36 protein-coding genes, 2 pseudogenes and 1 riboswitch are annotated in these 24,153 nt (G+C 46.0%); all 38 genes and pseudogenes read left to right on the top strand.

What is annotated here, in order from left to right:
- Positions 1–45: 45 nt before the first annotated feature.
- On the top strand, positions 46–684 hold the full coding sequence (rplC, locus tag EV211_RS06075) for a 50S ribosomal protein L3 (RefSeq protein WP_133528533.1): 639 nt from the start codon (positions 46–48) through the stop codon (positions 682–684).
- Positions 685–711: 27 nt separating this feature from the next.
- Positions 712–1,335, top strand: coding sequence for a 50S ribosomal protein L4 (rplD, locus tag EV211_RS06080; RefSeq protein WP_133528534.1), 624 nt, complete (start codon positions 712–714; stop codon positions 1,333–1,335).
- Positions 1,335–1,625 (top strand): 50S ribosomal protein L23, encoded by a 291-nt coding sequence (gene rplW, locus EV211_RS06085; RefSeq protein WP_133528535.1) that lies wholly within the window; start codon positions 1,335–1,337, stop codon positions 1,623–1,625. The genes rplD and rplW overlap by 1 nt, the downstream gene beginning before the upstream one ends.
- A gap of 18 nt (positions 1,626–1,643) precedes the next feature.
- Positions 1,644–2,477 carry a 50S ribosomal protein L2 gene (rplB, locus tag EV211_RS06090; protein ID WP_133528536.1) on the top strand — a complete coding sequence of 278 codons (834 nt, stop codon included), beginning with the start codon at positions 1,644–1,646 and terminating at the stop codon, positions 2,475–2,477.
- Positions 2,478–2,491: 14 nt separating this feature from the next.
- Positions 2,492–2,770 (top strand): annotated as a pseudogene (gene rpsS / locus EV211_RS06095) (30S ribosomal protein S19); the annotation flags it as partial.
- Positions 2,771–2,873: 103 nt separating this feature from the next.
- Positions 2,874–3,209 carry a 50S ribosomal protein L22 gene (gene rplV / locus EV211_RS06100; RefSeq protein ID WP_133528538.1) on the top strand — a complete coding sequence of 112 codons (336 nt, stop codon included), beginning with the start codon at positions 2,874–2,876 and terminating at the stop codon, positions 3,207–3,209.
- Between the two features lie 17 nt (positions 3,210–3,226).
- Positions 3,227–4,132: a 30S ribosomal protein S3 gene (gene rpsC / locus EV211_RS06105; RefSeq protein ID WP_133528539.1), complete on the top strand. Its 906-nt coding sequence runs from the start codon at positions 3,227–3,229 to the stop codon at positions 4,130–4,132.
- Between the two features lie 26 nt (positions 4,133–4,158).
- On the top strand, positions 4,159–4,593 hold the full coding sequence (gene rplP / locus EV211_RS06110) for a 50S ribosomal protein L16 (RefSeq protein WP_133528540.1): 435 nt from the start codon (positions 4,159–4,161) through the stop codon (positions 4,591–4,593).
- The gene (gene rpmC, locus EV211_RS06115) at positions 4,593–4,796 is read left to right on the top strand and encodes a 50S ribosomal protein L29 (protein ID WP_133528541.1); all 204 of its coding nucleotides are present in this window, start codon (positions 4,593–4,595) and stop codon (positions 4,794–4,796) included. The genes rplP and rpmC overlap by 1 nt, the downstream gene beginning before the upstream one ends.
- Before the next feature lie 18 nt (positions 4,797–4,814).
- A complete protein-coding gene (rpsQ, locus tag EV211_RS06120) occupies positions 4,815–5,075 on the top strand; it encodes a 30S ribosomal protein S17 (RefSeq protein WP_133528542.1) in 261 nt (86 codons plus the stop codon).
- Between the two features lie 14 nt (positions 5,076–5,089).
- The gene (rplN, locus tag EV211_RS06125) at positions 5,090–5,464 is read left to right on the top strand and encodes a 50S ribosomal protein L14 (protein ID WP_133528543.1); all 375 of its coding nucleotides are present in this window, start codon (positions 5,090–5,092) and stop codon (positions 5,462–5,464) included.
- Positions 5,465–5,476: 12 nt separating this feature from the next.
- Positions 5,477–5,782, top strand: a complete 306-nt coding sequence (rplX, locus tag EV211_RS06130) for a 50S ribosomal protein L24 (protein ID WP_133528544.1) — start codon at positions 5,477–5,479, stop codon at positions 5,780–5,782.
- Positions 5,783–5,799: 17 nt separating this feature from the next.
- Positions 5,800–6,342: a 50S ribosomal protein L5 gene (gene rplE, locus EV211_RS06135; protein ID WP_207667998.1), complete on the top strand. Its 543-nt coding sequence runs from the start codon at positions 5,800–5,802 to the stop codon at positions 6,340–6,342.
- A 12-nt stretch (positions 6,343–6,354) separates the two neighbouring features.
- A complete protein-coding gene (locus EV211_RS06140; protein ID WP_133528546.1) occupies positions 6,355–6,540 on the top strand; it encodes a type Z 30S ribosomal protein S14 in 186 nt (61 codons plus the stop codon).
- 104 nt (positions 6,541–6,644) lie between these two features.
- Positions 6,645–7,043 (top strand): 30S ribosomal protein S8, encoded by a 399-nt coding sequence (gene rpsH, locus EV211_RS06145; RefSeq protein WP_133528547.1) that lies wholly within the window; start codon positions 6,645–6,647, stop codon positions 7,041–7,043.
- Positions 7,044–7,054: 11 nt separating this feature from the next.
- Complete coding sequence (gene rplF / locus EV211_RS06150) at positions 7,055–7,600, top strand: 50S ribosomal protein L6 (RefSeq protein WP_133528548.1); 546 nt, start codon at positions 7,055–7,057, stop codon at positions 7,598–7,600.
- Between the two features lie 16 nt (positions 7,601–7,616).
- Complete coding sequence (rplR, locus tag EV211_RS06155) at positions 7,617–7,982, top strand: 50S ribosomal protein L18 (protein ID WP_133528549.1); 366 nt, start codon at positions 7,617–7,619, stop codon at positions 7,980–7,982.
- 14 nt (positions 7,983–7,996) lie between these two features.
- The gene (gene rpsE, locus EV211_RS06160; RefSeq protein ID WP_133528550.1) at positions 7,997–8,500 is read left to right on the top strand and encodes a 30S ribosomal protein S5; all 504 of its coding nucleotides are present in this window, start codon (positions 7,997–7,999) and stop codon (positions 8,498–8,500) included.
- Between the two features lie 13 nt (positions 8,501–8,513).
- Positions 8,514–8,699 (top strand): 50S ribosomal protein L30, encoded by a 186-nt coding sequence (gene rpmD, locus EV211_RS06165; protein ID WP_133528551.1) that lies wholly within the window; start codon positions 8,514–8,516, stop codon positions 8,697–8,699.
- A gap of 21 nt (positions 8,700–8,720) precedes the next feature.
- Positions 8,721–9,161: a 50S ribosomal protein L15 gene (gene rplO / locus EV211_RS06170; RefSeq protein WP_133528552.1), complete on the top strand. Its 441-nt coding sequence runs from the start codon at positions 8,721–8,723 to the stop codon at positions 9,159–9,161.
- Positions 9,162–9,168: 7 nt separating this feature from the next.
- Positions 9,169–10,446 (top strand): preprotein translocase subunit SecY, encoded by a 1,278-nt coding sequence (gene secY / locus EV211_RS06175; RefSeq protein WP_133528568.1) that lies wholly within the window; start codon positions 9,169–9,171, stop codon positions 10,444–10,446.
- An 11-nt stretch (positions 10,447–10,457) separates the two neighbouring features.
- Positions 10,458–11,105, top strand: a complete 648-nt coding sequence (locus EV211_RS06180; RefSeq protein ID WP_133528553.1) for an adenylate kinase — start codon at positions 10,458–10,460, stop codon at positions 11,103–11,105.
- A gap of 2 nt (positions 11,106–11,107) precedes the next feature.
- Entirely contained in the window at positions 11,108–11,854 is a 747-nt protein-coding gene (gene map / locus EV211_RS06185) for a type I methionyl aminopeptidase (protein ID WP_133528554.1), read from the top strand.
- A gap of 15 nt (positions 11,855–11,869) precedes the next feature.
- Positions 11,870–12,097 (top strand): translation initiation factor IF-1, encoded by a 228-nt coding sequence (infA, locus tag EV211_RS06190; RefSeq protein ID WP_133528555.1) that lies wholly within the window; start codon positions 11,870–11,872, stop codon positions 12,095–12,097.
- A gap of 22 nt (positions 12,098–12,119) precedes the next feature.
- A complete protein-coding gene (gene rpmJ / locus EV211_RS06195; RefSeq protein ID WP_133528556.1) occupies positions 12,120–12,233 on the top strand; it encodes a 50S ribosomal protein L36 in 114 nt (37 codons plus the stop codon).
- Positions 12,234–12,362: 129 nt separating this feature from the next.
- Complete coding sequence (gene rpsM, locus EV211_RS06200; RefSeq protein WP_133528557.1) at positions 12,363–12,746, top strand: 30S ribosomal protein S13; 384 nt, start codon at positions 12,363–12,365, stop codon at positions 12,744–12,746.
- A complete protein-coding gene (gene rpsK / locus EV211_RS06205) occupies positions 12,746–13,144 on the top strand; it encodes a 30S ribosomal protein S11 (RefSeq protein ID WP_133528558.1) in 399 nt (132 codons plus the stop codon). Before rpsM ends, rpsK begins: the two co-directional genes overlap by 1 nt.
- A gap of 22 nt (positions 13,145–13,166) precedes the next feature.
- Positions 13,167–13,787, top strand: coding sequence for a 30S ribosomal protein S4 (gene rpsD, locus EV211_RS06210; protein ID WP_133528559.1), 621 nt, complete (start codon positions 13,167–13,169; stop codon positions 13,785–13,787).
- A gap of 46 nt (positions 13,788–13,833) precedes the next feature.
- Complete coding sequence (locus tag EV211_RS06215) at positions 13,834–14,778, top strand: DNA-directed RNA polymerase subunit alpha (protein WP_133528560.1); 945 nt, start codon at positions 13,834–13,836, stop codon at positions 14,776–14,778.
- Positions 14,779–14,800: 22 nt separating this feature from the next.
- Positions 14,801–15,142 (top strand): 50S ribosomal protein L17, encoded by a 342-nt coding sequence (gene rplQ / locus EV211_RS06220; RefSeq protein ID WP_133528561.1) that lies wholly within the window; start codon positions 14,801–14,803, stop codon positions 15,140–15,142.
- A gap of 627 nt (positions 15,143–15,769) precedes the next feature.
- Positions 15,770–16,825 (top strand): M23 family metallopeptidase, encoded by a 1,056-nt coding sequence (locus EV211_RS06225; protein WP_133528562.1) that lies wholly within the window; start codon positions 15,770–15,772, stop codon positions 16,823–16,825.
- A gap of 145 nt (positions 16,826–16,970) precedes the next feature.
- The gene (locus tag EV211_RS06230) at positions 16,971–17,876 is read left to right on the top strand and encodes an energy-coupling factor transporter transmembrane component T (protein WP_133528563.1); all 906 of its coding nucleotides are present in this window, start codon (positions 16,971–16,973) and stop codon (positions 17,874–17,876) included.
- Positions 17,849–19,510, top strand: coding sequence for an ABC transporter ATP-binding protein (locus EV211_RS06235; RefSeq protein WP_133528564.1), 1,662 nt, complete (start codon positions 17,849–17,851; stop codon positions 19,508–19,510). Before EV211_RS06230 ends, EV211_RS06235 begins: the two co-directional genes overlap by 28 nt.
- The gene (locus EV211_RS06240) at positions 19,489–20,427 is read left to right on the top strand and encodes an ECF transporter S component (protein ID WP_243108549.1); all 939 of its coding nucleotides are present in this window, start codon (positions 19,489–19,491) and stop codon (positions 20,425–20,427) included. Before EV211_RS06235 ends, EV211_RS06240 begins: the two co-directional genes overlap by 22 nt.
- Before the next feature lie 51 nt (positions 20,428–20,478).
- A complete protein-coding gene (locus EV211_RS06245; protein WP_166635387.1) occupies positions 20,479–21,252 on the top strand; it encodes a sugar phosphate isomerase/epimerase family protein in 774 nt (257 codons plus the stop codon).
- Positions 21,253–21,363: 111 nt separating this feature from the next.
- Positions 21,364–21,555, top strand: a riboswitch (cobalamin riboswitch).
- Between the two features lie 272 nt (positions 21,556–21,827).
- Positions 21,828–22,529, top strand: coding sequence for a DUF4430 domain-containing protein (locus EV211_RS06250; RefSeq protein ID WP_133528566.1), 702 nt, complete (start codon positions 21,828–21,830; stop codon positions 22,527–22,529).
- A gap of 386 nt (positions 22,530–22,915) precedes the next feature.
- Positions 22,916–23,032, top strand: a pseudogene (locus tag EV211_RS11160) (helix-turn-helix domain-containing protein); the annotation flags it as partial.
- Positions 23,033–23,347: 315 nt separating this feature from the next.
- Positions 23,348–24,153 (top strand): IS30 family transposase (locus EV211_RS06255; protein WP_243108551.1); only part of this gene is annotated, 806 nt, incomplete at its 3' end.

A 24,153-nucleotide genomic window follows, 5' to 3' on the forward strand; every position in this document is an offset into this window, starting at 1 on the left:
ATGATCGCCAAGAGCGATCCGCTGTAAGAAAACAGGAGGAAAAATATGAAAGCAATTTTAGGTAAGAAAATCGGGATGACCCAGATTTTCGCAGAATCAGGAGAGGTTGTTCCTGTTACTGTCATTGAAGCGGGACCGGAAGTGGTAACACAGGTCAAGACCGTTGAATCAGACGGATACGATGCAGTACAGGTAGGTTTTGAAGAACAGAAACCACAGAGAGTAAACAAACCTATGACCGGACACTTTGAGAAGAGCGGAGCTGCTCCAAAGAAGCACCTCGCAGAGTTCAGAGTTGAAGACGGCGAAGTTTATGAACTTGGACAGGTAATAACCGTAGCAGATTTTGAAGAAGGCAAGAAGCTTGATATCACGGGCGTTTCCAAAGGTAAGGGAACACAGGGAAATATCAAGAGAAATGGCCACCACAGAGGACCGATGACTCACGGCTCTAAACATAAGAGATTAGCCGGCGGTCTTGCAGGAGCGACTTATCCATCAAGGGTATTCCCTGGAAACGATGGACCTGGCCGCATGGGCCGCGACACCATCACGGTGCAGAACGTTGTATTAGTAAAAGTTGATACTGACAGAAATCTTATGCTTGTCAAGGGCGCTGTTCCTGGCGGCAGAGGCAGCCTGGTGAAAATCAGATACGCTGTTAAAGGTCAGGACGACAAATAAGATAGGCTAGGAAAGGAGGAAGCGCAAATGGCAAAAGTAAAGATGCTCAGTATGGACGGTAAAGAAGCCGGTACTATAGAGCTTAAAGATGAGATATTCGGCATTGAGCCAAACGAAAACGCTGTTCACGAAGTCGTAAAGAACTATCTTGCCAATCAGAGACAGGGCACACAGTCTGCAAAGACAAGAGCTGAAGTCAGAGGAGGCGGCAAGAAGCCTTTCAGACAGAAAGGAACAGGACGTCATAGACAGGGAAGCACGACAGACCCTTCACAGGTTGGAGGCGGTATCGCTTTCGCACCAAAGCCAAGGGATTACAGTTATGCAGTTCCTAAGAAGGTAAAGAGACTTGCAATGAAGTCTGCTTTATCCGCAAAGGTGCAGGATAATGAGATCATCGTATTGGATGATCTGAAGATGGATGCTCCGAAAACAAAGGCTATGGTAGAGACACTTGCAAACGTTAAGGCTGCAAAGAAGGCTCTGATCGTAACTGCAGATAAGGATGAGAACGTAGTTAAATCTGCTTCAAACATCCCGGGAGTAAGAACAGTTCTCGTGAATACGATGAACGTATATGAGATCGTTAACCACACAAGCTTCATTGTAACTAAGGAAGCAGTAAAGAAAATTGAGGAGGTGTACTTATAATGAGATCAGCATACGACGTAATACTCAAGCCGGTCATCAGTGAAAGAAGTATGGACCAGGCTCCAGGTAAAAAGTACACATTCAAGGTTGCTGTTGACGCTAATAAAACAGAAGTCAAGCATGCAGTCGAGGAAATATTTGATGTCGAAGTTAAGAAAGTAAACATCATGAACGTAAACGGAAAACTCAAGAGAATGGGAAGAAACGTAGGAAGAACACCTGCATATAAGAAGGCAATAGTCACACTTACAGATGCAAGTAAAGAGATCGAGTTCTTCTCAAGTCTGTAATATAGGAGGTAGGAATTAATGGGAATCAAAAAATATAATCCGACTACTCCTGGCCTTAGAGGTATGACGGTTTCGACTTTCGAAGAAATCACTGAAAGCAAACCAGAGAAATCACTTACGGTTACTCTGAAGAAGCATTCAGGAAGAAATCAGAGAGGAAAGATCACTGTCAGACACAGAGGCGGCGGCTATAGGCCGAAATACAGGATCATCGATTTTAAGAGAGACAAGGATGGTATTCCAGCAACAGTTAAGACTATTGAATACGATCCAAACAGAAGCGCCAATATCGCTTTGCTGTTCTACAAGGACGGCGAGAAGAGATACATAATCGCACCGGAAGGCCTGAAGGTCGGCGATGTGATCTACTCAGGAGCTGATGTAGATATCAAGGTTGGAAATGCTCTTCCGATACAGAACATACCGGTAGGAACACTTATCCACAACATCGAGCTTAAGCCGGGCAAAGGTGCTCAGCTGGTTAGATCAGCTGGAAACGGCGCTCAGCTTATGGCTAAGGAAGGCAAGTATGCTCAGGTAAGGCTGCCGTCCGGAGAAGTAAGAAAAGTACTGGTAGTCTGCAAGGCTACTATCGGAGAAGTTGGCAACACTGACCACTCCAATATCCAGATCGGTAAAGCAGGAAGAAAAAGACACATGGGCTGGAGACCTACAGTAAGAGGTTCCGTCATGAATCCTAACGACCATCCACATGGTGGTGGTGAAGGAAGAGCTCCTGTTGGACGTAAGAGTCCAGTTACCCCTTGGGGCAAACCGACACTTGGATATAAGACAAGGAAGAAGAACAAAGCTTCCGATAAGTACGTCGTTAAAAAGAGAAATGATAAGTAGGAAGGAGCACATAAATGAGCAGATCAATTAAAAAGGGCCCTTTCGTCGATCCTAAGCTTCTTGCCAAGATCGAAGCTATGAATGCAGCAAATGAAAAGAAGGTTTTGATCACATGGTCAAGATCATCCACTATCTTCCCACAGATGATAGGACACACCATTGCCGTTCATGACGGAAGGAAGCATGTACCTGTATATATTACTGAGGACATGGTTGGACATAAGCTTGGAGAGTTTGCTCCGACCAGGACTTTCAGAGGCCACCAGGCAGATAAAGCTACCAGGGTCAGCAAGTCAGCAGGAGTAAGCATTGGAGCAGCAGCTCCGGCAGCAGCACCTGCAGCAGCAGCACCGGCAGCAGAGACTGCTTCAGAAGAGTAAGAAAGGGAGATAGAAAATGGAAGCAAAAGCAATTGCAAAATATGTCAGGATGTCTCCTATTAAACTTAAGCCTGTTACAGATCTTGTAAGAGGCAAGGACTTAAATGAGGCATTGAACATTCTAAAGTTCACGCCTGGCAAAGGTTCAGAGATCGTTGAGAAAGTTGTAAAGTCAGCAGCAGCTAACGCGGAAAACAATTTTGACATGAACCCTGATAATCTATACGTTGCAGAAATTTATGCCAACCAGGGCCCTACCATGAAAAGATGGAGAGCAGGAGCCCAGGGTAGAGCATCACAGATCCTTAAGAGATCAAGCCATGTTGGCGTAACTCTTAAGGAAAGAGACTAAGATAGGAGGTTCATTGAATGGGTCAGAAGGTAAGCCCGCATGGGTTAAGAGTAGGCGTAATCAAGGACTGGGATTCTAAATGGTACGCTAACAAGGGAAATTTTGCAGATTTCCTTGCTGAAGACAATAAAGTTAGAGAATATGTAAAGAAAACGTTATACGGAGCCGGCGTGTCCAAGATTTTGATTGAGAGAGCCGCTGAGAACAAGATGAAGATAACCGTACTTACGGCAAGACCTGGTATGGTAATCGGAAGATCTGGTTCAGGAATCGACGACCTCAAGAAAAAACTTGAGAAAATGACCGGAAAAGAGATAACGATTTCTATTGAAGAAATCAGAAGAAGCGAACTTGACGCTCAGCTGACTGCTGAAAGCATTGCAGAAGCACTGGAGCACAGAGTATCTTTCAGAAGAGCCATGAAGCAGGCCATCGGCAGAACAATGAAAGCCGGTTGCAAGGGAATCAAGGTTCTTTGCTCAGGAAGACTCGGCGGAGCTGAGATCGCAAGGAACGAGAAATACAGCGAAGGAAATGTTCCTCTTCACACTTTGAGAGCTGATATCGACTATGGCTTTGCTGAAGCAGATACTACCTATGGTAAGATCGGCGTAAAGGTATGGATCAACCATGGCGAGATCCTCGACAAGGGACTTCAGAGCCCTATCCGCGAAGAAAAACGCGATAAGAGAGAAAGAAGACCTAGAAGAGACGGAGACGGCAGAAGAAGAAACAATGACAGGAGAAATGACAGAAGAGGCGGCGGAAGAAGAAACGACAGATTCGACAAACCGGAAGTCGCAAAAGCTGTTAATCCAAGAACAAGGAAGACTCCTAAAGCTGAGCCAAAAGCAGCTCCTCAGGTAGAAACACCTCAGGTTGAGGCACAGGCACCAGCTGAAGCTTCAGAAACACAGGAATAAGCAATAGTGAAAGGAGGAACTAAGCCATGTTGATGCCAAAGCGCGTGAAACATAGAAGAGTTCATAGAGGTAGAATGAAAGGCGTAGCAACCAAAGGTAACAAGGTTACTTATGGTGATTACGGACTTGTCGCTGATGAGTGCGGCTGGATAACTTCAAATCAGATCGAGGCTGCCAGAATTGCAATGACAAGATATACCAAGAGAGGCGGCAAAGTATATATTAAGATTTTCCCGCATAAGTCGGTTACTAAGAAACCAGCTGAAGTACGTATGGGATCCGGAAAAGGTGCTCCTGAGTACTGGGTAGCTGTTGTTAAACCGGGCAGAGTAATGTTTGAGATCGGTGGAGTCACCGAAGAGCAGGCCAGAGAGGCAATGAGACTTGCAGGACACAAGCTCCCTATAAAGTCTGAGTTTGTATCAAAGGACCAGACTGCGGCAAAGGGTGGTGAAGCGTAATGGATTTGAATAAAATGAGAGAAATGACAGATGTTGAACTCAACGCTGAACTAGAAAAAATGAAGAAGGAATTGTTTAACTTAAGATTCCAGCACGTAACAGGACAACTTGAAAATCCTGTACAGATGAGGGAAGTTAAGAGAGACATAGCCAGAGCGAAAACTATTATCAGAGAAAAAGAACTTGATAAGGTTCAGGCTTAATCGAAAGGAGGATGCAAGATGGCAGATGAAAGAAACAGAAGAAAGACTAAAGTCGGCGTCGTTGTCAGTGACAAGATGGATAAGACTATAGTAGTTGCAATCGAAGATTTTGTAAGACATTCTCTTTATGGAAAAGCAGTAAAGAGGACCAAGAAAATCAAGGCTCATGATGAGATGAACGAATGCAACATCGGAGATAAAGTTAGAATAATGGAAACGAGACCACTATCAAAAGACAAGAGATGGAGACTCGTGAACATCGTAGAAAAAGCTAAATAAGGAGGCGCCAGATCATGATTCAGACAGAAACAAGATTGAAGGTTGCTGACAATTCAGGTGCAAAAGAGCTCCTGTGCATACGTATTCTCGGCGGTACCAGCCGTCAGTATGCTAACATTGGAGACATCATCGTTTGCACTGTAAAAGATGCAACTCCGGGCGGCGTCGTTAAAAAGGGTGACGTTGTCAGAGCTGTAGTGGTTAGAACTAAGAAAGGCGCCAGAAGAGCAGATGGAAGCTATGTGAAGTTCGACCAGAACGCAGCAGTAATTATTAAAGATAAAGAAGATAAGACTCCGGTAGGAACACGTATTTTCGGACCTGTAGCCAGGGAACTGAGAGACAGAGGATTCATGAAGATCGTGTCACTAGCACCGGAAGTACTGTAGGAGGTGTAACGAATGCGTATTAAAAAAGATGATATGGTAATCGTTATTACCGGAAAAGACAAGGGTAAGACCGGAAAAGTACTGAGGGCCATACCTAAACAGCACAGAGTAGTAGTTGAGGGCGTGAACATCCAGGCTAAGCATCAGAAGCAGACCAGGACTGAGCAGGCTGAAATCAAACACGTTGAGGGACCTATTGATGTTTCCAACGTTATGTACTACGACGATAAAGCAAAAGAAGCGATCAAGATTGGATATGAAGTAAGAGACGGTAAAAAAGTCAGAGTATCCAAGAAGACCGGAAACGTAATCGACTAGGGAAGGAGGAGAAGATTTTGACAGCAAGATTAAAAGAAACTTACGATAAAGAAGTGTTTAAATCACTGATGGATAAGTTCCAGTATAAGAATGTAATGGAAGTACCTAAGCTTGAGAAAGTTACCATCAACATGGGACTGGGCGAAGCTAAGGAAAATGCCAAGATCCTGGAGACAGCCGTAAATGAGATCGGCCTGATAGCAGGACAGAGACCTGTAGTTACTAAAGCTAAGAAGTCAATAGCTAACTTCAAAGTCAGACAGGGAATGCCTGTAGGCGCTAAGGTAACTCTCAGAGGAGACAACATGTATGTCTTCGTAGATAAGCTTTTCAACATTTCTCTTCCTAGAGTAAGAGACTTCAAGGGCGTTAGCAAGAATTCATTTGACGGCAGAGGAAACTATTCCATGGGCGTTAAAGAGCAGCTGATATTCCCTGAGATCAATTATGATGACGTTGATACGATCAAAGGAATGAACATAGTATTCACTACAACGGCCAAGACCGATGAAGAAGCAGCAGCTCTTCTGGAGTTCCTGGGAATGCCGTTTGAGAAGTAGTAGGAGGTTGAAATGGCAAAGAAGTCTCTAAAAATAAAGCAGCAGAGAAAACCTAAATATGCTACTCGTGGTTACACGAGATGCAGAATTTGTGGAAGGCCTCATTCCGTTCTCAAGAAGTATGGAATTTGCCGTATCTGCTTTAGAGAACTTGCTTATAAGGGAGAAATCCCCGGCGTTAAGAAAGCAAGCTGGTAAAGACTAACACAAAGCTTTCGTGAGAAAGCGACTGTAGTAAAAACAACATATATATTGCGTAAGTGGGCACATCCCATACTGCGCGAGAAGGGAGATAAATCGTAATGACAATGACAGATCCTATAGCAGATATGCTAACAAGAATCAGAAATGCCAATACTGTAGGTCATGAAACCGTCGAGATCCCTGCTTCCAAGATGAAGAAGGCTATAGCTGATATCCTCGTTGACGAAGGATACATCAAGAGCTACGACGTGATCGATGACAATGCACAGGGCACTATCAAGGTTACTATGAAGTATGGTGCTGACAAAGAAAAAGTAATAAGCGGAATCAAGAAGATTTCTAAGCCGGGCCTTAAGGTTTATGCCAAGGCTAACGACGTTCCAAAAGTTCTGGGCGGACTTGGAATCGCAATCATTTCCACATCAAAGGGAATCGTAAGCGACAAAAAAGCCAGAGAACTGGGCGTTGGCGGTGAAGTAATCTGTTATGTTTGGTAGGAGGTAACAAAATGTCAAGAATAGGCAATAAACCTGTAACGCTTCCTGCCGGTGTGGAACTTAAGGTAAACGACAAAAATGTCGTAACAGTTAAGGGCCCGAAAGGACAGCTTGAACAGCAGGTTGATTCAAAGATAAAAATCAGTGTCGAAGGCAGTGAAGTAACATTCACAAGGCCTAACGACGATAGACAGAACAGAGCAAACCACGGACTTTACAGAACTCTGGTACACAACATGGTTATCGGTGTTACAGAAGGATTCGAGAAGAAACTTCAGATCATCGGCGTTGGATACAGAGCTGAGAAGAAGGGCGACACTCTGGTTATGAATCTGGGATTCTCACATCCTGTTGAGATGAAGGATCCGGATGGCATCACTACAGAAACACCTGATGCTAATACGGTCGTTGTAAAAGGAATCGATAAAGCCTTAGTTGGAAACTATGCTGCTAATATCAGATCGTGGAGACAGCCTGAGCCATATAAGGGCAAGGGAATCAGATACGAGGGTGAGCACGTACGTAGAAAAGAAGGCAAGACCGGAGCTAAGGCATAGAAAGGAGTGAAGCAAAATGGCAAAAGTATCAAGAACAGACAAGCGTGTAAAGAGACACGCCAGAGTTAGAAAAAATTTAATCGGAACTCCTGAAAAGCCAAGACTTTGTGTATATAGATCTAACAAGAATATTTCCTGCCAGATCATTGACGACGAGAGTCAGAAAACTTTAGTAGCAGCATCATCCCTGGACAAAGACATCAAGGGAGAAGTCGAAAACGGCGGAAACAAAGATGCAGCGAAGAAAGTTGGCGAAGCTATTGCTAAGAGAGCGCTTGCAAAAGGAATCGAAGTAGTTTCTTTTGACAGAGGCGGATTCCTTTATCACGGAAGAGTTAAGGAACTGGCTGATGGTGCTCGTGAAGGCGGATTGAAATTCTAACAGGAGGAGATATAATGCGTAATATTATTGATGCTTCCAAGCTGGATCTGACTGAAACCATCGTTAACATCAGACGTGTTGCCAAAACCGTAAAAGGTGGTAGAAACATGAGATTCTCTGTTACTATCGTAGTTGGCGATCACAATGGATATGTAGGCGTAGGTCTTGGAAAGGCTCAGGAAATCCCTGAAGCCGTAAGAAAAGCTACGGAAGATGCAAAAAAGAATTTGATATATGTTCCAACAGTTGGAACCACTATACCACATAGAAATATCGGCGTTTTCGGAGCAGGCAGAGTAATTCTCATGCCGGCTGCAGAAGGTACCGGAGTAATCGCAGGTTCATCTGCGCGTACAGTACTGGAATCTGCAGGAATCAAAGACGTCAGAGCTAAATCAGTTGGCTCTAACAACTCAGGAAATATTGCTTACGCAACTCTCGAAGGACTTAAGGGTCTTATGACAGTTGAGAAGGTAGCAAAACTGAGAGGAAAGACACCTGAAGAAATCTTAGGATAGGAGGATATCGCAAATGGCAGATAAAATGTTGAAAATAACTTTGACTAGAAGCACTATTGGCGCCTCCCCTAAGCAGAGAAAGGTTGTCGAAGCGCTAGGACTTAGAAAGATGCATCATTCAGTTGAATTGGCTGACACACCGCAGACACGCGGCGCTGTTGCAAAAGTTTCGCATCTTGTAACTGTAGAAGAACTATAAGGATAGGAGGTGCGAGGTATAATGAAACTGCATGAATTAAAAGCGCCTGTTGGATCTAACAGTAACCGTAAAAGGAGAGGCCGCGGTACAGCTACCGGTCAGGGTAAAACCAGTGGTAGAGGTATGAATGGCCAGAAATCCAGAAGCGGCGGCGGAGTCAGACTTGGCTTCGAGGGTGGTCAGATGCCACTGTACAGACGTTTACCAAAAAGAGGTTTCACAAACATTTTTGGAACCGAATATACAATCGTTAATGTAAAAGATCTCAACAGATTTGAGGCTGGTACTGTAGTTACGCCGGAACTTCTGGCTGAAGCAGGCATGATCAAGCAGGTGAAAGACGGAGTCAAGATCCTGGGAGACGGCGAACTGAAGAATAACATCACAGTAAAAGCCAATAAATTTAGCAAAACTGCTATTGAGAAAATCGAAGCTGCTGGAGGAAAGGCAGAGGTGATCTAATATGGAGATGTTTAAAACGATTTCCAAGGCTCTGAAGGTCAAGGAAATCAGAGGCAAAATAATCTTCACATTACTGATGCTGGTTGTTTTCCGAATCGGGTCTAACATCCCGGTTCCGGGAATTAACAGAACATATCTGGCACAGATGTTCACAGGGGACAACATGGGTTTGTTCGAGCTGTTCAATCTGTTCTCGGGTGGTTCTTTCAATAACTTCACCATCTTCGCTCTGAGTGTAACGCCGTACATTACGGCGACTATCATCATTCAGCTGCTGACCATAGCGTTCCCATATTTTGAGCGATTAGCCAAAGAGGGAATGGAAGGCAGAAAGAAGATGGCTCAGATAACCCGTTATCTGACTGTAGTACTGGCTTTCGTTCAGGCTGCAGGACTGACGGTAGGTCTGTTCAGAAAGACTATAATCAACCAGACTTGGTTCACATTTATTGTAATCATGCTCATACTTACAGCAGGAACCACATTCCTTATGTGGCTGGGTGAGAAAATCAATGAATCCGGTATTGGAAACGGAGTATCGTTACTGATCTTCGGCGGCATCGTAGCTAGGATCCCGAGCGGGATTTCGAGCATGTACACTAAGTACTCAGATGGATCAATGAATCTGATCACAGTGGCACTGTTCATAATCTTCGCTTTGATAGTAGTAGTCGGCGTCATCGAGATACAGCAGGGAACCAGAAGGATACCTGTACAGTACGCTAAGAGAGTTGTAGGAAGGAAGATGTACGGCGGACAGTCTACACATATTCCTTTAAAGGTAAATCAGGCAGGAGTAATTCCTATCATATTTGCCCTTTCATTACTGCAGTTCCCTCTGACGATCATGTACTTCTTCCCAGATACAGCATTCTATGATTTCTGTGAGAAATATCTATCACCAAGCGGAAATCCGGGAGTGTGGGTATATGCTATACTCAACATAATGCTGATAATATTCTTCAACTACTTCTATACGGCAGTAACATTCAATCCTGTAGAGGTTGCGCAGAATATGAGAGCTAACGGTGGATTCATCCCAGGCATCAGGCCGGGTAAAGCCACAGTTGACTATCTGAGCAAAGTAATGTCCAGAATCTCCATCGTAGGAGCTATATTCCTGGCAGTAGTAGCTACATTGCCTACACTGGTTTCAGAATATACAGGTCTGGATATCAGATTCGGCGGTACGTCGTTGCTTATAGCAGTCGGTGTTGCTCTCGATACAATGAGACAATTGGAAAACCAGATGGTAATGCGAAATTACCAGGGATTCCTTAAGTAGGAGATGAAATTATGCTTAGAACGATTTTGCTGGGACCTCCGGGAGCCGGTAAGGGAACCCAGGCAGAAAAAATAGTTGAAAAATATAATATTCCTCATATTTCGACCGGAGACATTTTCAGAGATAACATCAAAAACGGAACTGAACTCGGAAAGAAAGCTCAGGAATATATGAACAAGGGAGAGCTTGTTCCTGATGATCTCGTAATTGAGATCGCCACAGACAGGCTATTGAAGGATGACTGTAAAAACGGTTTCCTTCTTGATGGATTCCCTAGGACTGTTTATCAGGCAGAGAAGCTTGATGCTTTTCTTGAGGCTCACGGACAGGAATTAGACAAGGTCATAGATCTTGAGGTAGGCGAAGACCTGCTGATGATCAGATTGACAGGACGTAGAGTATGCAAGGCTTGCGGAGCAAGTTATCATGTTGTCAATATACCGCCTAAGAAGGAAGGTATCTGCGACAAATGTGGTGGCGAGCTTATTCAGAGACCTGATGACAATGCCGAAACCGCAAAGAACCGCATCGATGTTTACAACGAGCAGACCAGACCCCTCGTAGACTATTACGAGAAGGCAGGGAAGCTTGCTTCCATTGATGGCTCTACTCCACTTGAACAGACGTTCAAGGATATAGTAGCCGCGTTGGGAGAGTAACAATGATTATACTCAAATCAGCAGAGGAAATAGACTTGATGCGTGAGGCCGGAAAGGTCAATAAACTGATCCTTGACGGTCTGAAAGACCTGATTAAACCAGGAATGACTACTATGGAGATCGATGAGTTCGTAGAACGGACCGTCAGGAAACATGGTATGAAAGCTTCCGAGAAGGGGTACTATGACTATCCCGGAAGCATTTGCACTTCCATTAATGAGGAGGTAGTTCACGGAATCCCCAGCAGGAAGCGCGTTCTGAAAGAGGGAGACATAATCAGCCTGGATCTGGTAGTGGAATACGAAGGGTATATGGCAGACGCTGCAAGAACATACGGCGTCGGCAATATCAGCCCGGAGGCCAGTCACCTGATCGAGACAGCTGAGAAGTCATTCTTTGAAGGAATCAAATACGCGAGGGAGGGTCAGCGTTTGTATGACATCTCCCACGCAATACAGGAATATGTAGAAGGCGAGGGCTTTGGTGTGATCAGAGATTACACCGGTCACGGCATAGGTAGTGACATGCATGAAGATCCGCCGATACCAAACTATGGAAAAGCCGGCAAAGGGCCGAGACTCCAGAGGGGCATGACCTTGGCCATAGAGCCGATGATCGTTGAAGGCTCCTATGAAGTCGATACTTTGTTGGATGACTGGACCGTAGTAACTAAAGATGGCGGACTCGCGGCTCACTACGAAAATACCGTAGTCATAACAGATGGCGAGCCAGAACTGCTTACGTATTAAAGAGAGGTGTAAATAATGGCGAAAAAAGACGTCATAGAAGCAATGGGAACTGTTGTAGATGCTCAGCCGAACGCAATGTTCAAGGTCAAGCTGGAAAACGGTTTTGAAGTGCTTGCGCACATTTCAGGTAAAATCAGGATGAACTACATTAGGATCCTGCCGGGAGACAAAGTAAAGGTTGAACTTTCACCTTATGATCTTACCCGCGGGAGAATAACGTGGAGAGATAAAGGTAGTAATTAAGGTTTCATAAGGGAGGTACGAAATGAAAGTAAGAACTTCAGTAAAACCGATCTGTGAAAAGTGCAAGGTTATCAAAAGACATGGCAAGGTCATGGTTATCTGCGAGAACCCAAAGCATAAGCAGAGACAAGGTTAACTAAACGCCTGCGGGCGCGTATCACAAAAGGTAGCGATACCAGGATCGCATTATCTACAATTATATTTTCAGAACCCCTGTCTGTATCACCCTGGTACTGTGACGGAAGATAGGAGAAGGAGGAAGCATATGGCTCGTATAGCCGGTGTCGACCTGCCAAGAGATAAGAGAGTCGAAATAGGTTTGACTTACATTTATGGAATTGGCAGAACCACAGCAAACGACATCCTTAAGAAAGCAGGAGTAAACCCTGATACAAGAATCAAGGACCTGACAGAGGATGAAGCTGGTAAAATCAGAAAGATCATTGATGCTGATTACATGGTAGAAGGTGATCTTAGAAGAGAAACTTCCATGAACATCAAGAGACTCATGGAAATTGGTAGTTACAGAGGAATCAGACATAGAAGAAGTCTCCCTGTAAGAGGTCAGAAAACTAAGACCAATGCGAGAACTCGCAAGGGTCCTAAGAAGACCGTAGGCAGAAAGAAGAAGGAAGGAGGATTGAAATAATGGCTAAGGCAGCAAAGAAGACTGTACGTAAGAAGAGAATACAGCGTAAGAACATTGTAAAAGGTCAGGCACATATTCAGTCCACCTTTAACAATACATTAGTAACATTGACCGACATGGATGGAAACGCCCTTTCATGGTCAAGCGCAGGATCGCTTGGCTTCAAAGGATCCAAGAAGTCCACTCCGTTCGCCGCACAGATGGCTGCAGAAACTGCAACCAAGGCTGCTATGGAGCACGGTCTTAAGACAGTTGAAGTTTACGTAAAGGGACCAGGTTCCGGAAGAGAAGCTGCTATCAGAGCACTTCAGGCTGCAGGCCTTGAGATCACAATGATCAAGGACATTACGCCTATTCCACATAACGGATGCAGGCCACCTAAGAGAAGAAGAGTCTAATAGAAGGGAGGAGTAATAAATAATGGCAAGATATACAGATGCTAACTGCAGGCTTTGCAGAAGAGAAGGTCAGAAACTTTTCCTGAAAGGCGACAGATGCTACGGCGCAAAATGTGCCCTTGAGAGAAAAAATTACGCTCCCGGTCAGCACGGACAGAGCAGAAAGAAGACTTCAGAATACGGCTTACAGCTTAGAGAGAAGCAGAAGGCTAAGAGATTCTATGGAATGCAGGAAACTCAGTTCCATAACCTCTTTGAGAAAGCTGAATCTAAGAAAGGCGTAACAGGAGACAACCTGCTTATCCTTTTGGAGAGCAGACTTGATAACGTTGTTTACAGATTAGGTCTGGCTTCATCAAGAAAGGAAGCTAGGCAGCTTATCGTTCATAGTCATTTCACAGTAAATGGCAAGAAGGTGAACTCACCGGCTATGGAAATGAAGTCCGGAGATGTGATCAAAGTTAAGGAAAAGAGCGCAAATTCGCCTAAGTTCAAGGAAATCAAGGAGATGCAGATAACTGTACCTTCATGGCTGTCAGTAGATGCTGAGAAGCTTGAAGGAAAGGTAGTTTCTTTACCAACAAGAGCAGATATCGATACACCAATTGCAGAGCACTTGATCGTCGAGTTGTATTCCAAATAAAGTAGCGTAAAGTTATAGTGTTTGGAAGAAAAAGGAGGGTTTTTTAGTGATAGAAATCGAAAAACCAACGATAACGAAGAATATTAGCGAAGATGGTGAATATGGCAAATTCGTTGTAGAACCTCTGGAAAGAGGTTATGGTACCACCTTGGGAAATTGCATGAGAAGAATTCTTCTCAGTTCCCTTCCGGGTGCAGCAGTCACTTCTGTAAAGATCGACGGCATACTTCATGAGTTTTCAACGATCCCAGGCGTCAAAGAAGACGTTACAGAGATCATACTGAACCTCAAGCAGTTAGCTGTTAAACTCAGCGGAGACGATACCAAGAGAGTTATCATCAATGCAGTTGGACCTAAAGAAGTAACAGCGGCAGACATTATCGGCGACTCTGAAATGGAGATATTCAATCCTGATCTTCATATTGCAACTCTTGAAGACAAGGCAACATTGGTCATGGAGATCAATCTGGCCAGAGGGCGCGGATACGTTCCTTCTGAGCAGAATAAGACGGAGAACACTCCGATATCAGTTATCCCTGTAGATTCGATCTACACACCTGTACGTAAGGTGAACTTTACAGTTGAGAACACCAGAGTCGGACAGGTCACCGACTATGACAAGCTTATCCTTGAGATCTGGACAGATGGTTCTATTACGCCTGAAGAAGGTGTGTCCATAGGCGCCAAGATCATGCAGGAACATTTGAACCTGTTCATACAGTTGGATGATTCAACTGATGGACTGGAGATAATGATCGAGAAGGAAGAAGACCAGAAGGAAAAAGCTCTGGAGATGACGATTGAGGAACTTGAACTTTCTGTTCGTTCATTCAACTGCCTGAAGAGAGCCTCCATCAACACCGTTGAAGAGCTCACAGAGCGCACCGAAGACGACATGATGAAAGTCAGAAATCTCGGTAAGAAGTCTCTGGATGAGGTTAAGAATAAGCTAGAAGAACTGGGTCTCAGTCTGAAACCTAGTGACGAATAAGCAGTAAGAAAGGAGCATGGACATGCCGGGATATAGAAAACTGGGCAGAAATTCGGCTCACAGAAAGGCAATGCTGAGGAATCTCGTAACTGACCTTTTCAGAGAAGAGAGAATTTCCACAACAGATACCAGAGCCAAGGAAGCCAGAAGAGAAGCTGAAAAGCTGATCACCCTTGCTAAACGTGGAGATCTTCACGCAAGAAGACAGGCACTTAGCTACATTTTCGACGAAGATGTAGTAACTAAGCTGTTTGAAGAAATTGCGCCAAGATATTCAGACAGGAATGGCGGATACACCAGAATACTCAAACTGGGACCTCGCAGAGGCGACAGTGCAGAGGTAGTATTTTTGGAGCTAGTATAGGCTTTTAACAAAAAGTAACCTGAAGGGGCTGTTGCGGCCGTGGCGATTTGATCGCTGCCCGCGGCGGCTTCTTTTTTGTGGTCGACCGGCAGCATCCGCACTGCTGGTCCTCGTGCGCGAACAGCCATATAGTCTCACTCGCGAAGAGCAGAATATGCCGCGAACTCGACGAAATAACACAGTTTCCTGTTGAAACTGTGAAAGGAGAATTCCTCGGTGTAATTATACAAGTACGATTACACTTTCGGCCTTCTCCTTTTTAATTATTTCGCCTCAGACAGCGCGACATATTAGACTGCTCTTCTTGCTCGTTTGCGACTATGGCTGTGTCTGCTCCTGCGGAATCGCAGGTGCGGAAGCGACGGTCGGCTGGTTGAAAGAGCCCTTGATTTTTGTTTGGATAGTTCAACCAATATACTATATGACTACACTAATAAGTGTTATCACTTTTGTGTGGTTAAGTGAGGGTTAAATTTCCTTATAACCTTGACATTGACTCTTTAATATAGTAAACTTATTAAGAAATCTTAAGAAGTTAAGAATTGCTTAAGATTTAGCGTTGAGGGGCGCTAGAGTTCAGAACGGGGATTAGCGATACCAACTTTGCAAAAGGAGAAGTATTAGCTAATGAATATATTAAAGAGAATGACGGTCATGGTACTGTCATTGGCAATTGTTATCACTATGAGCGCAGGGTTCACATCATTTGCTTTTGCAGGTGATGAGACAACCGGTACTACTGGAACTTCTACCGGTACAGCCACAGATGTAGCAGAGAATAATCTATCAGCGGCCGAGAAGGTCGACACCAACAGGGTGAAATTCAGCACTACTCAGGTAACCTGGGAACAGGTGGATAATGCTGAAGGGTATGTAGTCACCGCCAAGAAGAAAGGCTCTTCTAAAGTTTCTACTAAGGTCGTAAGCGAATCTACAGATACAGATGTAGCGTACACAGATCTTAAGTCATCAACTAATTACAAGTACTCGGTAAAGGCATACAAGGACGTAAATGGGACTAAGAAATATAGTTCTGTTAAGTCTACAGGATATGTGGTTTCAGGCTATGTTAAATCGACAGCCAGGACTGCAAGTTCCGTGAGCGTCAAGTGGTCTCCTATCGCAGGTGCTGACAAATACACGGTCAAGGCAACCAGGAACGGCAAGACCGTTAAGTCTAAGACCGTTACTTCAAGTAAGGCTAAACTCTCAGGTTTGTCCAGCAGCACCAAGTACAGATTTACTGTCGTTGCATATAATGAAGCCGGCGAGGCTACTACATCCAAGTCAACATTGGCTACGACCAGATCAGATTACATGTGGCCGGTAAACGGATCGGTATTGTCAGGATACGGCTACCGCACAGGATATGGTTCATCATTCCATGAAGGAATCGATATAAGCGCATCAACCAGCACTAAGGTCAAGGCTGCCAAGGCAGGCACCGTTATCCGCGCCGGATGGTATTACGGATATGGTAAGACCGTTATGGTCAGCCACGGCAACGGCGTTGTGACTCTATACGGACATCTCAGCAGCATAAGCGTGCATTCGGGACAGAAGGTCAGCCAGGGTAAAACTCTCGGCAGAGCCGGAAGTACGGGCTCAGCAACATGCGTGCACCTGCACTTTGAAGTACAGGTAAACGGTTCGTCAAGGAATCCTTTGAACTACCTGCCGTGAAGCAGATAATCACAAACGAGACATTTAATAATCCATGCGCATCAGTTGATGCGCATGTTTTTCAAATAGGGTAGATAAATCCATGTTTTTTTAGTATAATAAGAACGCGTAAGCATTAATAATTCATTAAGCAATGGAGCAATAGATGTTAAAAGACGGTATTGGGGAGGGGTCCGAATTTTCCGGATATCATCCCTGGGTAAATCTCACATATTATATACTGGCCATCGGGATCACGATGTTTTCCCTGTCCCCATGGTTTCTTGCAGCCACGTTCGTATCGTCGTGGCTCTATTCAGTGCTGCTCAGAGGCAGGGGCGTCATTAAGATGAACCTGATTTTCAGTTTCTGGACGCTGGTCATCATGGCGGGCATCAATGTGCTCTTTACTCACAACGGGGCCACGGTATTCTTCTATATCAGAGGAAACGGAGTCACCCTTGAGGCCCTCATATATGGCGTCAGCGCGGCGGTAATGCTCATATCGGTCATAATATGGTTCGTCAGCTTCAACGTCATTATGAGCGCGGACAAACTCATATTCATCTTTGGCAAGGCGGCGCCGGTCCTGGGGCTGACCATGTCCATGATATTCCGCTACGTTCCGCTGCTGAAGGATAGATTTCAGGAGATCCGCATGGGTCAGGCATGCCTTGGCCGCGGCAGCGGCAAAGGTTTCATCGGCAAGATGCGGCAGTTCGGCAAAGAGGCGTCCATACTGGTTTCATGGTCGCTGGAATCGTCCATTGAAAGCGCAGACTCCATGGAAGCCAGAGGATACGGCCTGCGTGGCCGCACGAGCTTTCATCTGTATAAATTCACGCGGAGAGACACAGTCTTACTTTTGTTAATGATCATACTGGGGGCCATAGTCGTAGCCGGCTGCGCCCTGGGCAAAACCACCGTGTGGTTCTATCCGGTGTACGTTTTAGGTAATTTCGACCTTATGACGGCCGTAACGCTGGCAGCCTATGTGTTGCTTTTGTTCCTGCCGATAATTATAGACATAAGCGGGGAGGTAAGATGGAAACGATCAAGTTTGGAAATGTAACATTTTCGTATCCCCTTTCAGATAGAAAGGCATTAGACGATATATCATTCGAAGTGGAGAAATCCAAGTTCATCGTAGTCTGCGGCAAGTCAGGCTGCGGCAAGACGACGCTGCTTAAGCATATGAAGAAAAACCTGAAGCCCTATGGGAATTTTCAGGGCAGCGTCACCTACTGCGGAGACGAAATCGAGGATCTGGATGACAGGAGAAACGCCGCCGAGATCGGCTTCGTTCAACAGAACCCGGACAATCAGATCGTTACGGATAAGGTCTGGCACGAGCTGGCCTTCGGTCTGGAAAGCCTGGGCTTCGACAATCGCGCCATCAAGCGGAGAGTGGCGGAAATGGCCAGCTACTTCGACATTCAGGCCTGGTTCAGAAAAGACGTGAGCCAGCTGTCCGGCGGGCAGAAGCAGCTTTTGAACCTGGCGTCCATTATGGCCATGCAGCCTAAGCTGCTGGTGCTGGACGAACCTACATCACAGCTGGATCCTATCGCATCCGGCGATTTCCTGCAGACCATATATAAGATAAACCGCGACCTGGGCACTACGATCATCCTGTCGGAGCACCGGCTGGAGGAGGCCTTCACCATGGCGGACAAGGTCATGGTCATGGACCAGGGGAAAATCGTGGCTTACGACACACCTCAGACAATCGGCAGTTTCATGGCGGGCAATTCCACAGAGGACAGACATCCTATGTTCTACGGACTCCCGGCTGTGACCAAGATATTCCAGGAGGCCGGCGGCAAGGGGCCGAGCCCTTTGACCATCAGAGAAGGCAGACTCTGGGTGGACAAGGTCATGGATGATGCAGGCGTTGAGCCCCTTGAAGAGGGAGCTGCCTGCGATAAAGCCGACAACCAGCCGGCGCCGAAGGTAACTGACCCGGCTATCACCATGGATAATGTCTGGTTCCGCTACGACAAAAAATCCCAGGACGTGCTCCGGGGTCTCACTTTGCGCGTGGCAAAAAATCAGCTCTTCTGCATACTCGGCGGCAACGGCGTGGGCAAAAGTACCACTTTGAAAGCCATCAGCGGCATGCTGAAGCTTCAGCGGGGCAAGGTAGACGTTCAAGGTAAGCTGGCCATGCTGCCACAGAACCCGCAGGCTTTGTTTACGGAGATTTCCGTTGAGGACGAACTCATGGAGGCCCTCCATTACGATAAAGAAAGCGATGAGGAAAAGGTCAGGGCCGTCCTGGACATGCTGGCCCTCATGGAGATAACCCACCTGCGCAAAGCTCATCCTTACGATCTTTCCGGCGGCGAGCAGCAGCGGCTGGCTCTGGGAAAAGTTCTTTTGCTGGAGCCGGATGTGGTGCTTCTGGACGAGCCGACCAAAGGTCTTGACCCGTTCTTCAAGATCACCCTGGCGGGGATTTTGCGCAAGCTGACAGAAAACGGCACGACCATACTCATGGTATCCCATGACATAGAATTCTGCGCAGAATATGCAGATCAGTGCGCCATGTTCTTCGACGGCAGCGTAGTTTCCATCGGCACGCCACAGGAGTTTTTCTCCGGGAACAACTTCTACACCACGGCTGCCAATAAAATGGCCCGGGAATATTTTCCGGACGCCATTACCTGGGAGGAGGTGGCCAAGTGCGTCGGGGATTCGATGTGACCCAGTACGAGGCCGCCCACAGAAAGCGGACCATCGTCTCGTCAATAATGATATTTCTCATAATACCGATCACCATAATCGGCGGCAGCCTGCTCATAAGCAGCGACCTGTATATGGTCGGCAGTCTTCTGATCATCATCTACACTATGATCCCGTTTTTCCTGGTCTTCGAGCGGCGCAAGCCTAAGGCCCGGGAAATCGTTCTCATAGCCATGATGGCGGCCCTGACTGTAGTGCTGCAGCTGTTCTTCCACGTGACCATCCCCATCCAGGCTGGCACGGCAATGGTCATAATCTCAGGTATTTCCCTGGGACCCGAGGCCGGCTTCCTCATAGGAGCTCTGGCCCGTTTCGTGTGCAATTTCTACATGGGGCAGGGCCCATGGACGCCGTGGCAGATGTTCTGCTGGGGCCTGCTGGGATTCCTGGCCGGACTGGCCTTCAACAAAGTCGACTATGACAAGCTCAAGTCCCGGAATTTCTCGGTGGTCCTTGGGCCAATCGTGTGCATAGTGGTTGCGGCTCTGGCGGCGTATGTGTCATACCTGATCTGGCCCGGCAGCGACCAGACTTTCTTCGGATGGCGGCTCTATGTCTTCGGCGGTGCAGGGCTCCTGGCGGGAGTACTGGTACAAAGAAAACGCCTGCCGGTAGACGGGCTTTCTATGGCGATCTTTACGTTTTTTGTAACGTTTATAATATACGGCGGCATCATGAACATATGCGCCATGGTCACATCATCAGGTCTGGCAGGCGGCAAGCCGATCAGCTTCAACACCCTGCGGATCCTGTACATTTCCGGCGCCCCTTACGACGCAGCTCATGCAGCCACGGCAGCGATATTTGTATTTTTGTTCGGAGACGCCTTCATCAAAAAGCTTGAGCGCATCAAGATCAAATACGGCATTTACAGATAATATACGGGCGCGCATTACTGAATGCGCTGCGCCCGCCAGATAGGAGTTTCAATGAAAAGAGACATTTTCCTGGCGACCTTTTCCGACAAGGCCACCGATGTCATAAATAAATACGGCTGCGGCATGGAACTTAATGAGTTCTGTATCTCATCGTCATTAGACGATGGAACGCGCCAGGAGACCGTTGCGGCCATGAAGAAGGAAATGGAGCAATGCGGCGTAGACTCGCCGTCTAAGGCTCTGGTCCATGGACCGTTCACGGAGATCTGCCCACAGTCTATAGACCATCTGGCTGTGGAAATGGGACTTTTGCGCCTGAATCAGGCTTACGAGGGAACTCGCGCCCTGGGCCTTGACCGTCTGGTGGTCCATTCGGGCTTCATTCCGCTCATATATTTCAACGAGTGGCACGTGCAGCAGTCAGTGAAATTCTGGAAGGAATTCATGGCAGACAAGCCGGCGGATTTTCATATCTATATAGAAAACGTCCTGGACGAAGAGCCGGGCCCGCTGCTGCAGATAGTGGAGGAGATAGACGATCCACGAGTAATGCTTTGTCTGGACATAGGTCACGCCAACGTAGTGACGCTGCCTGACTATACCGTAGAAGACTGGATAAAGATCTGGGGCAGCCACATCGGCCATTTTCACTTCCACAACAACGACGGCGTCACGGATCTCCACGATCCACTTGACCGCGGCACACTCAACATAGATAATATTTTGTCGACTATAGACCGCTACTGCGATCCGTCGGCTACTATTACCGTTGAGAGCAGAGAATGCGACGAGAGCATCAGGTGGCTCATGGAAAAGGCTGTTTGATCCAGTCAGATAGCTAATGAGGGAAGTATATGAAAAATTCCTTAGGAATGCGTAATTAAAGGGCCATTATCCCTTGACTAAAATCCCTGTGAATAGTAGAATGTAGGTGCAATTGAAAAATGCGTTTTATGTTCTTTCCACAGGAAAGCTAAGAGGGAAGCAGGTAAACTCCTGCGCGGTCCCGCCACTGTGATTGGGGAGCATCACTTCAAGACTGAAGTCATCCACTGGCCTGCGGGCTGGGAAGGAGAAGCGGTGCTATGATCCATAAGCCAGGAGACCTGCATAGAATCGTTTCCATCGGCGGTGAACCGGTAAATAGAAACTTGCATCAGCGAATACGGGCTGTGGGCACACCACAGTCCTTTTAATATGTTTCCTTAAATAAGATAGATTATGAGCTGGAAACTGTGGAGCCCCAATTGCTTTTCATTCTTTTTTCATTGGAGGCAGGATTCGTCACCCTGCCTCATTGAGTATAAGGCGGATAGCGTTGACTATTCGCTTGAAATATAATAAAATCTACGTAGATACCGGGCCGTGCATAGAACGGCCGTGAATATTGGGGGGAAACAATGGAAGATGAACTGTTAAAGAAGGCCAGGAAAAAGAAAATGAGGCTGATCGCTGTGATCGTAGTGGTGGCGCTTTTTGCTGTGTCTGCGGTCTGGGGTCTGTCTGTGAAAAAGGCCAGCGATGCGAAGAAGGCTAAGGCTGAGGCTGCGCAGACGGCCAAGTCTGAGGAAACAAAAGCTGAGAAGAAGGCTGAGGCAAAGAAGAAGGCTGAGAAAAAGGCCACAAAGGAAAAGAAGGCTGAGTCCAAGGCGTCTTCATCGTCTTCATCGTCATCCGGCAGCAGTTCCTCCTCCGGCGCAGCCAAATCCTCATCTAAGTATGTATATATCTCCATCAGCTGCTCGGAGTTATCAAATAACATGGGAAAGCTGAAGGATGAAGCTGTGAAGAAGTACATTCCATCCAACGGAGTGATACTCGGCAAGACCAAGTACGAATTCAAGAGCGGCGAGACTGTATACGACGCATTGGAAGCAGTCTGCAGCCGTAAAGGCATCCAGAAGGACAGCAAGTATGATTCTTCTTATGGTTCGCAGTATGTGAAAGGCATCAATTATCTGTATGAGTATGACGCCGGCAAGCTGAGTGGATGGCTCTACCAGGTAAACGGCGTTCAGCCGGACTACGGCTGCTCCAAGTACAAACTGAAGAATGGCGATGTGATCCACTGGTTCTATACGATCAACTATACTAAAGACTAGGGCATCGGGAACGGGCTTCGGGCGCAGACTTGTTTTCCATCAAAACCGCATATCTGCCTGTTAAAAAAAGAAAATGGCTTGTGGACCCAGGGAAAATTGAGCTGGAGTATATAAATTCAGACGCAATAACTAACTTTGACATAACAAAATGACAAATAATGGGTAATTTGAGGGCGATTTGTTACCTGACGATTAGTTAGTTCAATTGAATAGTTAACTTCCATGCCCCAACATAGTGTATGATGCGTGGGCCGAGAAACGGAAGTTATCATTGCAAATGGATAATTGCTGACATTTAATCGTGTCAGTTTTTTTGCGTTTCATATCTGAATGATGTAAAATATTCTAACTTCAGCAGAGGAGGTGGCGGAGCAAAGGAGAAAGAAATGAAATACAAACATTTAACATTAGATGATCGAATCGAAATACAGCATGCGTTAAAAGATCGCACATCGTTCATAAAGATAGGTGTCGCTCTTAACCGTGATGCATCAACGATCTCAAAGGAAATCAAGGCGCATGCACATGTGACAAAGACCGGGACAAAATCGAGGCCACACAACTCATGTGTACATAGAAAAACCTGTATGCACGAAGGAGACATATGTGAGTTATGCATACAGACATCATCGTGGCAAGAAAGCAGGTATTGCTCGGTTTGTGGAATGTGCAATGATGTTTGTCCAGAGTTCAGGGAATATCGATGCAAGGTCCTGAAAAAGCCTCCATATGTCTGTAATGGGTGCAAAACTCGGAGGAGTTGTACACTGAGTAAATGTACATACGATGCGAAGGAGGCGCAAAGGGAGTATGAGCTGATGCGTAGCGAAAGCAGACAAGGCATCGGTATCGATGCTGATGAACTGGCTCGCATAGATGACATAATCTCACCGTTGATAAAACAAGGACAGTCGATCCATCATATTTGCAGCAATAACGCAGATGAAATCATGTTGGACGAGAGGACCATATATCATTATGTGGATCATGGCCTTCTTACTGTAGGGAATCTTGATCTTCCACGAAAGGTCAGATATCACTCTCGTAAAGTCAAGAAAGTTGTGAGAGTAGATAAACAATGTCACAATGGAAGGACATATGAGGATTTTCTGAAGTTCATGGAAGAAAACCCTGATGTTCCTGTTGTACAAATGGATTCTGTAGAGGGGGCTCGTGATTCGACGAAAGTGCTTATGACGCTCATATTTACTAACTGTAATTTTATGTTGGCTTTTTTAAGGGAGGCAAACACTGCTCGCTCGGTGACAGCTATTATCAACAGACTGTATGAACTTTTAGGCAGAGAAACCTTTTGCAGATTATTCCCTGTTATACTCACAGACAGAGGGAGCGAATTTACAGACCCATCCGCAATAGAAATGGATGAGAACGGGGAATATCGCACCAGAGTATTTTACTGTGATCCGCAGCGCTCCGATCAGAAAGGAGCAGTGGAGGTGAATCATGAGTTCATACGCAGGGTATTGCCTAAGAAGGCATCATTCCAATTTCTTACACAGGATAAGGTGGATCTGATGATGGATAATATCAATTCATATACAAGAAAAAAGCTGAGCGACCGATCACCACATCAGTTGTTCAGCTTTTTATACGGCGACGATAT

It is taken from the genome of Aminicella lysinilytica (genome assembly GCF_004362975.1).
GTDB lineage: Bacteria > Bacillota > Clostridia > Peptostreptococcales > Anaerovoracaceae > Aminicella > Aminicella lysinilytica.

Coding starts and splice junctions, on each gene's coding strand:
- rplB (WP_133528536.1), top strand. CDS start 1,644: ATGGGAATCAAAAAATATAATCCGACTACTCCTGGCCTTAGAGGTATG.
- map (WP_133528554.1), top strand. CDS start 11,108: ATGATTATACTCAAATCAGCAGAGGAAATAGACTTGATGCGTGAGGCC.
- EV211_RS06180 (WP_133528553.1), top strand. CDS start 10,458: ATGCTTAGAACGATTTTGCTGGGACCTCCGGGAGCCGGTAAGGGAACC.
- EV211_RS06250 (WP_133528566.1), top strand. CDS start 21,828: ATGGAAGATGAACTGTTAAAGAAGGCCAGGAAAAAGAAAATGAGGCTG.
- rpmC (WP_133528541.1), top strand. CDS start 4,593: ATGGATTTGAATAAAATGAGAGAAATGACAGATGTTGAACTCAACGCT.
- rplO (WP_133528552.1), top strand. CDS start 8,721: ATGAAACTGCATGAATTAAAAGCGCCTGTTGGATCTAACAGTAACCGT.
- rpsE (WP_133528550.1), top strand. CDS start 7,997: ATGCGTAATATTATTGATGCTTCCAAGCTGGATCTGACTGAAACCATC.
- EV211_RS06140 (WP_133528546.1), top strand. CDS start 6,355: ATGGCAAAGAAGTCTCTAAAAATAAAGCAGCAGAGAAAACCTAAATAT.
- rplR (WP_133528549.1), top strand. CDS start 7,617: ATGGCAAAAGTATCAAGAACAGACAAGCGTGTAAAGAGACACGCCAGA.
- rplW (WP_133528535.1), top strand. CDS start 1,335: ATGAGATCAGCATACGACGTAATACTCAAGCCGGTCATCAGTGAAAGA.
- rpmD (WP_133528551.1), top strand. CDS start 8,514: ATGGCAGATAAAATGTTGAAAATAACTTTGACTAGAAGCACTATTGGC.
- EV211_RS06230 (WP_133528563.1), top strand. CDS start 16,971: ATGTTAAAAGACGGTATTGGGGAGGGGTCCGAATTTTCCGGATATCAT.
- secY (WP_133528568.1), top strand. CDS start 9,169: ATGTTTAAAACGATTTCCAAGGCTCTGAAGGTCAAGGAAATCAGAGGC.
- rplQ (WP_133528561.1), top strand. CDS start 14,801: ATGCCGGGATATAGAAAACTGGGCAGAAATTCGGCTCACAGAAAGGCA.
- rpsM (WP_133528557.1), top strand. CDS start 12,363: ATGGCTCGTATAGCCGGTGTCGACCTGCCAAGAGATAAGAGAGTCGAA.
- rplC (WP_133528533.1), top strand. CDS start 46: ATGAAAGCAATTTTAGGTAAGAAAATCGGGATGACCCAGATTTTCGCA.
- rplD (WP_133528534.1), top strand. CDS start 712: ATGGCAAAAGTAAAGATGCTCAGTATGGACGGTAAAGAAGCCGGTACT.
- infA (WP_133528555.1), top strand. CDS start 11,870: ATGGCGAAAAAAGACGTCATAGAAGCAATGGGAACTGTTGTAGATGCT.
- rplV (WP_133528538.1), top strand. CDS start 2,874: ATGGAAGCAAAAGCAATTGCAAAATATGTCAGGATGTCTCCTATTAAA.
- rpsC (WP_133528539.1), top strand. CDS start 3,227: ATGGGTCAGAAGGTAAGCCCGCATGGGTTAAGAGTAGGCGTAATCAAG.
- rpmJ (WP_133528556.1), top strand. CDS start 12,120: ATGAAAGTAAGAACTTCAGTAAAACCGATCTGTGAAAAGTGCAAGGTT.
- EV211_RS06245 (WP_166635387.1), top strand. CDS start 20,479: ATGAAAAGAGACATTTTCCTGGCGACCTTTTCCGACAAGGCCACCGAT.
- EV211_RS06225 (WP_133528562.1), top strand. CDS start 15,770: ATGAATATATTAAAGAGAATGACGGTCATGGTACTGTCATTGGCAATT.
- rplP (WP_133528540.1), top strand. CDS start 4,159: ATGTTGATGCCAAAGCGCGTGAAACATAGAAGAGTTCATAGAGGTAGA.
- rpsQ (WP_133528542.1), top strand. CDS start 4,815: ATGGCAGATGAAAGAAACAGAAGAAAGACTAAAGTCGGCGTCGTTGTC.
- rplX (WP_133528544.1), top strand. CDS start 5,477: ATGCGTATTAAAAAAGATGATATGGTAATCGTTATTACCGGAAAAGAC.
- rpsD (WP_133528559.1), top strand. CDS start 13,167: ATGGCAAGATATACAGATGCTAACTGCAGGCTTTGCAGAAGAGAAGGT.
- rplF (WP_133528548.1), top strand. CDS start 7,055: ATGTCAAGAATAGGCAATAAACCTGTAACGCTTCCTGCCGGTGTGGAA.
- rpsH (WP_133528547.1), top strand. CDS start 6,645: ATGACAATGACAGATCCTATAGCAGATATGCTAACAAGAATCAGAAAT.
- rplN (WP_133528543.1), top strand. CDS start 5,090: ATGATTCAGACAGAAACAAGATTGAAGGTTGCTGACAATTCAGGTGCA.
- EV211_RS06235 (WP_133528564.1), top strand. CDS start 17,849: ATGGAAACGATCAAGTTTGGAAATGTAACATTTTCGTATCCCCTTTCA.
- rpsK (WP_133528558.1), top strand. CDS start 12,746: ATGGCTAAGGCAGCAAAGAAGACTGTACGTAAGAAGAGAATACAGCGT.